The organism is Hymenobacter fodinae (genome assembly GCF_004745825.1).
GTDB lineage: Bacteria > Bacteroidota > Bacteroidia > Cytophagales > Hymenobacteraceae > Hymenobacter > Hymenobacter fodinae.
Genome location: NZ_SRLA01000005.1, coordinates 485,533 through 496,441, shown reverse-complemented (window position 1 = coordinate 496,441; position 10,909 = coordinate 485,533). Strand labels below are relative to the sequence as shown.

The following is a 10,909-nucleotide window of genomic DNA, read 5'->3' as shown; positions in this document are numbered from 1 at the left end:
TCCGAACAGAGCCGTTAAGCCCCGGAGCGCCCATGGTACTGCCTTCACCGGCGGGAGAGTAGGTCGCCGCCAACCTTACTGAACTGCTGAGCCGCTTTTCCTAGCGGGCGAGCTGCGTCCCGGACCTGGTCCGTGAGGATGCGCCGCCGGGGGAGGAGCGGCTCAGTGGCGTTTCAAGGCCCCCGGCCGGTGGGACAATGCCCTCGCCGCCGGAAGGGTATCGTAGAAAAGGCCTCGTATCCTATTGGTGCGAGGCCTTTGTGTGTTTATATAGTGCAGCTTTTGCGTAAAACATCTTACAAGTATGCACTACGTATTAGCCATTATTGTAAAATGCCATAGGCTAGCACAACTGTGTTAGCCTTTTTTGTTTCACATGTTATTGGCGTACAAGCAAAATGTCTAGACGCAAGCTTATTGTGGATTACTTAAAGTCGAGTAGAGTAACCTTACTGTGATTACGTAGTTTAACTTCCTTATGGACGCTGAACTGTTATCTTCTGAATTTATGCAGCGCTTCGAGCGCAATCCTCTAATTGTGCGTGCGCCTGGGCGAGTGAATCTGATTGGGGAGCACACAGATTACAACTTGGGATTTGTCATGCCAGGAGCAATTAATCGAGCCATCTATTTCGCAATAGCTGCCAATCAGCGCGAAGAAGTTCGATTAGTAGCCTATGACGAGCAGCAGGACACTCTGACAGTTCCATTATCGTCGATTGTTACAAGCGATAAGCATTGGGCCAATTATCTGCTGGGAATTATAGACTTGTTCCAGAAGCGGGGAGCAAGAATAAAGGGGTTCGATTGTGTGTTCGGTGGTGATATTCCTCTAGGGGCCGGACTGTCTTCCTCTGCTGCGCTTTGTTGTGGTCTTGCCTTTGCACTGAACCATATATTCGATTGTGGCTTAGACCGATTGACATTAGCGAAAATAGGCCAAGAGGCAGAGCATTCGTATGCTGGCGTGCGCACTGGCCTAATGGATCAGTTTGCCAGTTTGTTTGGGCAATCGGGACAGGTGATTCGGTTAGACTGTCGCTCGTTAGACTACTCATATGTACCGTTCGACACCCATTCGTGCCATATTGTGCTGTGTAACTCGGGGGTGAAGCACTCCTTGGCTAGCTCAGAATACAATACTCGGCGCCAAGAGTGTGAGCAGGGAGTCAAGATTTTACAACAATATTTCTCGGGAATCGGCAGCTTACGTGACGTAACACTAGCGCAATTAGAAGCGCATGCTGATGAGCTAGGCCTTATTGTGTACAAGCGTTGCCGGTATGTGGTCGAAGAGAATCAACGAGTGGAAGCAGCAGCTCAAGCGCTGAATGAAGGCGATTTACTAGCTGTAGGTCAGTTGATGTATGCTTCTCATGCTGGTTTGCGCGATGAATACGAAGTGAGCTGCCGTGAGCTGGATGTGCTAGTTGAAGCAGCTCGTCCCTTAGTGGGAGTATATGGCGCTCGAATGATGGGCGGGGGCTTTGGAGGATGTACCATCAACCTAGTAGCGCCTGAGCACGTTGCAGCTTTTGAGAAAGCAATGCGGGAGGCCTACCAGCGAGAAGTACACTTGCCACTAGAGACATATCATACAGTTCTGGTGGATGGTGTTTCCCTCGTTTGATTTGTTAGCTCAGACTTAGATAGAAAACCAATGGCAGATACGTCCAGCCACTTCGATCCAACAGAACAGTCACACCGCCGCTACAACCCGCTGCTAGGCCAGTGGCTGCTGGTATCTCCTCATCGTTCTAAGCGACCGTGGCAAGGGCAGCAGGAGGCACCGGAAGTTGAAAAGCGCCCTGCTTATGATCCAACTTGTTACCTCTGCCCCGGAAACAGTCGTGTAGGCGGCGTCCAAAACCCAAACTACACGGGTACGTTCGTATTCGACAACGATTTTGCCGCGTTGCAAGCTACGGTACCAGTAGGAAGCGTGAATGTGCGCGGGCTACTTCGGGCCGAAGCAGAGTCGGGGGTTGCGCGGGTAATCTGCTTTTCTCCTCGCCATGATTTGACACTACCTGAAATGGAAGTAGGGGCCATTCGGGGAGTAGTAGATGTATGGACAGCTCAGTATCAGGAGCTAGGAGCTAGGCCTGATATTAACTACGTACAGATTTTTGAAAATAAAGGCTCCATGATGGGGGCCAGCAACCCTCACCCACACGGACAGATTTGGGCTCAACGCACCGTTCCTGACGACCCAGCCCGGGAAACAACGCATCAACTGGCCTACTGGTCGGAGCATGGCCGCAGTTTACTGACCGATTATTTGGCCATTGAACTGGAAGAGCAAACACGCCTGGTGTATCAAAACGAGCACTTTGTAGTGTTGGTGCCCTACTGGGCCGTTTGGCCATTCGAGACGTTGCTCATATCTCGCCGCCATGTGCAAGACCTGGCGCAACTAACAGATGACGAGAAGAATGCGCTAGCTGACGCATTGCAGCAGCTAACCATTCGGTACGACAACCTGTTTCAAATGTCGTTTCCTTATTCAGCTGGCTTACACCAACGCCCTACCGACGGACAAGCCCACGAGAGCTGGCACCTCCACATGCACTTCTATCCACCGCTGCTTCGCTCAGCTACCGTTCGCAAGTTTATGGTTGGCTATGAGCTACTAGCTAACCCCCAGCGTGACATTACGCCCGAGGTAGCTGCTCAGCGCCTGCGTGAACTGCCGAGTGTCCATTACAAAAAGTCACAGCCGCAATAAGACGGCTACTTATATTCACTTTTTTCTATTTAGCCACTAGGCCTAGGCCTGGTCTTGAAACTTCCATCTGATGAACGCAACGCCGACCACATTCTCGTTTGGCATGATTGGCCTGGGTACCATGGGCCGCAACCTGCTGCTTAACCTGGCAGATCATTCCGTAGCCGTAGCAGGGTATGACAAAGACGCCGGAAAACTAAGCTTGCTAACGGAGGAGGGAGCTGGCAAACCCGTGAAGGGATTTGCTGAATTGTCGCAGTTTGTGCAAAGCCTGAGTACACCGCGGGCTATCATGATGCTGGTACCCGCGGGCCCCATCGTAGATAGCGTAATCGAGGAGTTGAAACCGCTGCTAGCTGCCGGCGACATTATCATTGATGGAGGTAATTCACATTTTACCGACACGACTCGCCGGGCCGATGCATTAGCGACGGCTGGCTTCCACTTTTTTGGGATGGGCATATCGGGGGGCGAAGAAGGCGCACGCTTTGGTCCAAGCATGATGCCGGGTGGTGATAAACACGCCTACCAAACTCTTCAGCCATTATTTGAGGCCATTGCCGCTCAGGTAGACGGGCAGCCCTGCGTGGCTTACATGGGACCCGGGGCCGCCGGTCACTTCGTGAAAATGGTACACAACGGCATTGAGTATGGTCTCATGCAACTCATTGCCGAAACCTATGACGTAATGAAGCGGGGCCTGGGGCTTGATAACGAGGCAATAGGCCAGGTGTTTGACCGCTGGAACCAGGGCCGATTGCAGTCGTTTCTGCTCGATATCACGAAAGATATTTTTCGCTTTCAGGCTCCTAACACCGACCACCTACTGCTTGATGATATCAAGGACGAAGCCCGCTCGAAAGGCACTGGCAAGTGGACATCGCAGGTGGCTATGGAGCTGGAATTGCCTATTCCAACTATTGATGCGGCTGTTTCAATGCGGGACCTTTCTAAGTACAAGGCGCTGCGTCAGCAATTGGCGGAACTGTACACCCCCGCGGCTGCACCGTTGCAGGTTGATACTGACTCTTTCCTGCAGAGCCTGGAAGAGGCCTTCTACTTCAGTATGGCTATTACTTACGCCCAAGGAATGCAACTGCTTGCGAAGGCCTCGCGGGACTACGGGTATGAGCTACAACTGGCCGATATTGCCCGTATCTGGCGCGGAGGGTGTATTATTCGCTCAGAGTTCCTGAATCATATTTATGCTGCTTTCCAGCATGCACCTGGCCTAGAGCACCTGCTCCTTGATGGGCAAGTGCAGCAGGTGGTAAGCCAAGCCGCCCCAGGCGCCCGTACCGTAGTAGCGGCCGCTATTACGGCAGGATTGGGAATTCCGGCTTACGCAGCAGCGGTGGGGTATTTCGATTCGTTGCGTAGTGGCCGTTTGCCCTCCAACCTAATTCAGGCCCAGCGCGATTATTTTGGAGCGCACACGTACGAGCTGATTGGTAAGGAAGGCGTATTTCATACCCAATGGACACCTGACCATGAGGATGCCGCCAACAAACAAGACGCGCAAGTAGGAGAGAAGAGCCAGGGGGAGCAGCCCGTGATTCCCAATAAGTAGTCTAGTTTCTCTCATTCGAATCCGTAAAGCAAGCTATAGGCATGAGTAGCCATAAGAATATCCAACCCACTGTTTTTGTCATTTTTGGCGGCACTGGAGATTTGAACGCGCGCAAACTGGCGCCCGCCCTGTATAACCTATTCATAGATGGGTGGCTGCCCGAGCAGTTTGCCATCATTGGCACCGGCCGTACCACTCTCACCGACAAAGCCTTCCGGGAGCGGATATTAGAAGGAATAAACCAATTTTCGCGGAGCGGCAAGGCCAACCCCGAGACTTGGGAAACATTTGCCAGCCATGTAGTATACCAGGCGGCTGATGTGCAGGATGCGGCGGCTTATGAGCCTTTTGTGCGGCGTATTCAGGACTACACGAAGGAGTGGGGTACCCAGCCCAACGTGATTTACTATCTGGCAGTGGCGCCTGATTTTTTCCCGGTTATTGCCCAAAACATTGCGAAGAGTAAGCTTTCGGCTGACCCGGAGCGCACGCGGATTGTAATTGAAAAGCCCTTTGGGCACGATTTGGAGTCAGCTAAGCAACTGAACCAGCTCTTAGGCCAGATTTTCACGGAGCAGCAGATCTACCGGATCGACCACTATCTGGGCAAAGAGACCGTGCAGAATATCATGGCTTTCCGCTTTGCTAATGCCTTATTCGAGCCCCTCTGGAACCGCAACTACATCGACCACGTGCAGATTTCCGTGACGGAGCAGCTGGGAGTAGGAGACCGGGGTGGGTATTACAATGGCGCGGGTGCCCTGCGCGACATGATTCAGAACCACTTGCTACAGTTGCTGTGCCTGGTGGCTATGGAGCCGCCCGTGAATTTCAACGCCGATGAGGTGCGCAACCGGAAAGTAGACGTACTGCGGGCCATGCGCCGGTTTACGCCCGAAACAGTGCGGGAGTCGGCGGTACGGGGGCAGTACGGCGCTGGCTGGATGGAGGGCAAGAAAGTGCCCGGCTACCGCGATGAAGTGGAGTCGAAGCCGCCTTCTAATACCGAGACGTTTGCGGCCGTGAAGTTTTTCGTGGACAACTGGCGCTGGCAAAATGTGCCGTTTTACTTGCGCACCGGGAAGCGGATGCATCGTTCGGCCTCCAGCATTACGGTGCAGTTCAAGGATGTGCCGCACTGCGTATTTCCGACGGAAACGGCCGAAAGCTGGCAGCAAAACCGTCTGATCATCAGTATTCAGCCTGAAATGAGTATTCGGCTGCAGGTGCAGGCTAAGCGCCCTGGCCTAGACATGATGCTCAACACCGTGGACATGGTCTTTGACTACAAAGGCACCTACTCCAATCAAGCACCAGAGGCCTACGAGACGCTACTGCTGGATACCATGCTGGGCGACCAGACCTTGTTCATGCGCGGCGACCAAGTAGAAGCGGCCTGGGACTTGATCATGCCCATTCTTAACTCTTGGGAAGGCCGTGCCAGCCAGAGCTTTCCTAACTACTCCGCCGACTCTTGGGGACCGGAAGTGGCCGAAGCCCTCATTGCCCGCGACGGGTATCACTGGTTTACCCTCCCGCTCAATGGAAAAAAATAATCTCCCAGAGCTGCACATTGCCTCGTCTAGTGAGGAAGTACTGCGCCAACTGGCCGATTTCTTCCGGGATTCGGCCTTAAAGGCAGTAGCCGCACAAGTCCAGTTCAGCGTAGCCCTGTCTGGCGGTAACTCGCCGCGGAAGCTATTTGAACTGCTAGCATCTGCCGAGTACCGCGACCAGATACCCTGGGAAAAAGGAGCGTTCTTCTTCGGTGATGAGCGCAACGTTCCGCACGATGACCCCGAGAGCAACTATGGTATGGCGAAGGCGGCTTTGTTAGACCCCTTGGGCATCAAGGCCGAGCAAGTGTTTGCCGTGAATACCGCATTGCCACCAGAGCAGGCGGCGCAGCAGTACACCCAAGACATCGAACAATTCTTCGCTCCCTACGCCGTCCGGTTTGACCTAATATTGTTGGGCCTGGGCGACAACTCACACACAGCCTCGTTGTTCCCTCACACACCCGTGCTGCACACCACCGAAGCCAACGTGCAGGCCGTGTTTGTGGAGGAAAAGCAGGCCTACCGCATCACCTTCACGGCTCCCCTGATTAATCAGGCGCGGGCAGTGGCTTTCTTGGTGTACGGGGGTGATAAAGCGCTGGCAGTAAAACGAGTGCTAACGGCAGACCGGCAGATTGAGGAGTATCCGGCCCAACTGATTGCCCCTACCAGCGGCAACGTGCAGTGGTTTATAGACCAAGCCGCCGCGGCTGAACTAGGCCAGCTGGGAGCAATTAACCCTGGTTAAGCTTTAGGGCAGCTCCGCAAAGTTGGTGGCCGAAACGGGCTCCATCCCAGGTTTCACTACCATCACCTGGTCGCCCTGTGTAACCAAGGCTGCCTGAGCTAGTCCTAGGAACAAGCCATGCTCTACCACACCCGGAATGGTTTGTAGTTGCGCGGCTACCTGTTCCGGGTCGGGAATATGCGTGAAGTGGCAGTCTACTAAAAAGTTGCCTTGGTCTGAACGGGCGGGCTCCTTGAGATTGTGCCGATCTGAGCGCAACACCGGGGAGCCGCCCAACTCGGCCACTGCATCCAGCACCCACGGTAGGGCGAAGGGCACGACCTCTAGCGGTAGCGGAAACTGGCCTAGCTGAGGTACTAGCTTCGAAGAATCGGCGATGATGAGCAAATACTGGGAGGCGGTAGCTAGTACTTTCTCGCGCAGAAGTGCGCCCCCGCCCCCTTTTATCAGCCGGAGCCGCGGATCCAGTTCATCAGCACCATCTATGGTTAGGTCGAAGCGCAGTCCGCGCTGAGGTTCCAACAGTGGAATACCTAGCTCACGGGCCTGAGCTTCGCTGGCCTGAGAAGTAGCCGTAGCCTGTACCCGCAACTGCCCATCACGCACCGCCTCACCCAGCAGCGCAATGAAATGGGCGGCCGTGCTGCCCGTACCCAAGCCCAGTACCATCCCGTCGCGCACCCAGCGCAAGGCGGCAGCGGCAGCAAGTCGTTTTTCCTGGTCTAGTTGATTGGAGGCGGAAGCAGGAGGTGTCATCTGGCTTTGGTAAGGTGAAAGAGGCCTACAAAACACAGCCCCCGCACTATCTACTGATAATGCGGGGGCTGTGTTTTGTAGGCCTCTGCTATTGACGAACGGTTGGGCGTAGTGGCCTAGCGGATCAGGGGCGCCACTCGAGTGCCTAGCAAGTCAATGGCCGCCATTAACCTCTGGTGAGGCAACGTGGCCACGTCCATCTGAAACGTTACCCGCGAAATGCCACCCAGCGCTTCGCTATGCCGCAGGATTTTGGTAGCAACTTCCTCGGGGCTGCCAACCAAAAGGGCGCCTAAGGGACCCGTCTGAGCCATAAATTGGCCCCGAGTTACAGGTGCGCCACCCCGTTCGCGGGCACGGCTGCTGAAGGTTTGGGCGTAGCCGGGGTAAAACTCCTCTAGGGCTTGCTCTGTGGTTTCTGCCACATACCCTAGGGAGTGAAGGCCAACCTGCAACTGCTCCGGCGAGTAGCCCGCCTGCTTGCCAGCATTGCGGTATAAATCAATCAGGGGGCGGAAGCGGTGAGTGTCGCCCCCAATGATGGCCACCATTAGGGGCAAGCCCAGCATACCAGCCCGTACAAAGGATTGAGGCGTACCACCCACTCCAAGCCAAACGGGCAACTGTGCCTGCATAGGCCTAGGGTAAATGCCTTGCCCCGTAAGGGCTGGCCGGAATTTACCGTGCCAGTGCACGCGCTCTTGGTCGCGGATGGCCAGCAGTAGCTCTAGCTTCTCGGTAAACAGCGCATCATAATCGTCTAAGTCGAAACCAAAGAGGGGGAAAGCTTCAATGGACGAGCCCCGGCCCACCACCATCTCAGCCCGGCCCTGCGAGACGAGGTCGAGGGTTGCAAACTCCTGAAAGACCCGCACGGGGTCGGCGGCACTGAGTACAGTCACGGCGCTGGTTAGCCGAATTTGTTTGGTGCGTGCCGCCGCGGCAGCCAGTATAACGGCAGTAGCCGAATCGAGATACTCAACCCGGTGATGTTCCCCAATGCCAAATACATCAAGCCCAACCTGGTCGGCTCGCTCAATACGGTCCAGCAGTTGAGATATGGCTTCTGCGCCACTGAGAGCCGGACCATTGCTTTGACGGGCGGCGGCGAAACTATCTATTCCGATTTGCATACAGTTCTGACTTTATAAAGGTGTGCCCGTGGAAGCGGGTACGATAGGTATGCCTGTGCCACTAGTGCACAGGTAGGTAAAGATACATATAATTAATGTATGTACATATATTATCCATATTTTGCACTACGCGGCAAGTGGCCTAGAGCTTGGCTTGAATCAGCTGTATAAGCTGGGGCAACTCCGGCACGGCCTGTAATTCTGCCGCCGTCAGGAAAGGGTGCCAGGCTAGGCCACTCTGCCGCCGAAATACAGCTGGCAGCGCGACTTGTGCCAGCTCCTGATATTGCTCAACTAGCTCGTTACGGTGCAGAAATGTAGCGCGCGCGGGCAAGTGCTTCAAAAATTCTCTCCACTCGGGGCGCATGGTGGCGGCACCATAGGTAAGGGCACATAGAGAGCACGCATACGTAGAGGGCGAAACCAGCTTGTGCACAGTATCCAGGAAGCCGTTAATTAGCCCGGCATCGGCATTATACACGAAAAGCAGTTCCGGTAGCTCAGAGGGTGCCATAGCCTTTACTTGTTCAGAAAATCCTCAAACGAGGCTTGCTCGTAGGCCTGTCCAAGCTGGAGCTGGGCCTTGGGGAGGTTACGGCTTTGCTTGAGTACTTGGCGGGCTACATTATCATACGTGACGCCACCTTTCGGCGTCATTACCCCAAAGCCATCGGTGAAGCAGTAGAAGGCAAACCCACCCGGCCAGGCAACTGGGGCAGGGGCAAGCAAGTCGCGGCTCCAGGCAAATTGCCTACTGGGCAGCCCAAGCTGGTGCAGCAAAGTAGCCGCTACATCGGTTTGGCTGCCATACGTTTCCACAGCTATACCACTGGCGGAAGGGCGCAGGGCTCCACCCGTGAGCAGCAGCGGAACCCGGAACTTAGCCGGGGCCTCGTTGGGCGTGTCGCCGGGCTGGTGGTGCCCATGGTCGGCCACGAGTACTACCAGCGTATTCTGCCACCACGGCTGCCGGCGCGCTTGGGCCAAGAACTGGCCTAGCACATGGTCGGTGTAGTAAACGGAATTTCGGAAGCGGGCGGCTTCACTAGTACCCCGGAAGTGAGGGCGCATGGGTACGTCGAAGGGTTCGTGGCTGCTTAGTGTAAAGGCCGTCACAAAAAAAGGCTGGCGCTGTTGAGGCAACTCGCGCAGCATACGGTTCAGCAGCACATGGTCGTGGGCGCCCCACTTCGAGTTTTGATCTTGAGGGGCAAAATCACTTCGCTCCGTGAGACGCTCATAGCCGGCCGTAACGAGGTAGCTCTTCATGTTGGCAAAGGCTAGTTCGCCGCCGTGGTAATAGGCAGTGCTGTAGCCTGTGCGCTTCAGCACTCGTGCCAAGTGGGGCAGGCGCTCCGTCTTGCGCGGATACTTGATAATGCTGGTAGCAGGCTGGTTAGGATAGCCGGAGAGTAGTGCCACCAAGCCCTTCTGGCTACGGTCGCCGGCGGCGTAGATGTGGCGGAAGCTGATATCTGTGCGCGCCAAGCTATCGAGAGTGGGCGTAACGCCTCGCTCGCCCCCTAAGTGGCCTACCAGCTTACCCGTGAAGCTTTCGAGGATGATAAATAAGACATTAGGTTTAGGAGTGCGTAAGAGCTGCACCGTATCAACACTGGGCCGGTACAGGCTGGCAACTACCCTGTTGGCCGTAGAGTCAGCCACAAATTGGTAGGGGTTAGGGCCCGTATTCTGCAGTAGGAGCGAGTTGGCGACATTCCAGGGCACGTTGACGGCCGCATGGTTAGCAAAGGGCTGCGCCGAGAAATACACGTCGCTTTGGTTAACCGGAATCTGCTGCACGCCGCCCCGCATGGGTACCACTAGCAGCAGACTATACAGCATGCCCGCCAGGGCCGCCCGAAGACGGCTGAAGGTTGGTGGCAGTCCCGGCAGGGGCCCCACCAACTGCCTGTATAACCCCCATCCTAGCACCAATAACGCCACGAACAACCCTAACAGCAGCAGCAGCGGGGCGCTACCCGCCGAGGCGGCCATTTCGCCGGGAGTGGCCAGGTATTGCAGGGGAGTAGCATCGAGCCGGAAGCCCCAGGCTCGATAGAGCTCTAAGTCGGCCACCGTAAAAAACGCCACTACAATACCAGCCACAGCAGTAAAGAAGCGCAACAAGCGCTCTAGCGGAAACCTGGGGCCGAGTAAGCTGCCCAGTACAAATAAGGAGAAGGGTATTACGCACAGGTAGGCTGTGGCAGAAGCATCAAGCCGAAGTCCGTAGCCAAAGATGCGCGACCCCGTACCGTCTGGCAGCAGGCGGAACTTGGCGTAATGATAGAGCAGAAATACGGCCTTAGCGGCCACGAAGTACGCCAGCCAAAACAAAAAGTACCGAGGCTGAAACGCGAAGCGGGTTCTCACAAGGGCAAAGGTAACGGAACCAACGCCGGGGTTGCTTAC

The 10,909-nt window shown here is 55.3% G+C and carries 9 protein-coding genes; 5 read left to right on the top strand and 4 right to left on the bottom strand.

What is annotated here, in order from left to right; genetic code table 11:
• The first annotated feature begins 478 nt into the window (after positions 1-478).
• The 5 genes from galK (at position 479) to pgl (ending at position 6,605) form a co-directional block, all read left to right on the top strand.
• A complete protein-coding gene (galK, locus tag EU556_RS22460; RefSeq protein ID WP_135436468.1) occupies positions 479-1,630 on the top strand; it encodes a galactokinase in 1,152 nt (383 codons plus the stop codon).
• A 30-nt stretch (positions 1,631-1,660) separates the two neighbouring features.
• Positions 1,661-2,728 (top strand): UDP-glucose--hexose-1-phosphate uridylyltransferase, encoded by a 1,068-nt coding sequence (locus EU556_RS22455; protein WP_135436466.1) that lies wholly within the window; start codon positions 1,661-1,663, stop codon positions 2,726-2,728.
• Between the two features lie 70 nt (positions 2,729-2,798).
• Positions 2,799-4,298, top strand: coding sequence for an NADP-dependent phosphogluconate dehydrogenase (gndA, locus tag EU556_RS22450; RefSeq protein ID WP_317128729.1), 1,500 nt, complete (start codon positions 2,799-2,801; stop codon positions 4,296-4,298).
• Positions 4,299-4,339: 41 nt separating this feature from the next.
• Positions 4,340-5,854 carry a glucose-6-phosphate dehydrogenase gene (zwf, locus tag EU556_RS22445; protein WP_135436462.1) on the top strand — a complete coding sequence of 505 codons (1,515 nt, stop codon included), beginning with the start codon at positions 4,340-4,342 and terminating at the stop codon, positions 5,852-5,854.
• Positions 5,841-6,605 (top strand): 6-phosphogluconolactonase, encoded by a 765-nt coding sequence (gene pgl / locus EU556_RS22440; protein ID WP_135436460.1) that lies wholly within the window; start codon positions 5,841-5,843, stop codon positions 6,603-6,605. The genes zwf and pgl overlap by 14 nt, the downstream gene beginning before the upstream one ends.
• Positions 6,606-6,608: 3 nt before the next feature.
• On the opposite strand, the gene rpiA is transcribed toward pgl, so the two are convergent.
• The 4 genes from rpiA to EU556_RS22420 all read right to left on the bottom strand — a co-directional run bounded on the left by rpiA (position 6,609) and on the right by EU556_RS22420 (position 10,870).
• Entirely contained in the window at positions 6,609-7,361 is a 753-nt protein-coding gene (gene rpiA, locus EU556_RS22435) for a ribose-5-phosphate isomerase RpiA (RefSeq protein WP_135436458.1), read from the bottom strand.
• Between the two features lie 116 nt (positions 7,362-7,477).
• The gene (locus tag EU556_RS22430; RefSeq protein ID WP_135436456.1) at positions 7,478-8,494 is read right to left on the bottom strand and encodes an LLM class flavin-dependent oxidoreductase; all 1,017 of its coding nucleotides are present in this window, start codon (positions 8,492-8,494) and stop codon (positions 7,478-7,480) included.
• A 142-nt stretch (positions 8,495-8,636) separates the two neighbouring features.
• Positions 8,637-9,008, bottom strand: coding sequence for a hypothetical protein (locus tag EU556_RS22425; protein WP_135436454.1), 372 nt, complete (start codon positions 9,006-9,008; stop codon positions 8,637-8,639).
• A 5-nt stretch (positions 9,009-9,013) separates the two neighbouring features.
• Positions 9,014-10,870, bottom strand: a complete 1,857-nt coding sequence (locus EU556_RS22420) for an LTA synthase family protein (RefSeq protein ID WP_135436452.1) — start codon at positions 10,868-10,870, stop codon at positions 9,014-9,016.
• Positions 10,871-10,909: the final 39 nt, after the last annotated feature.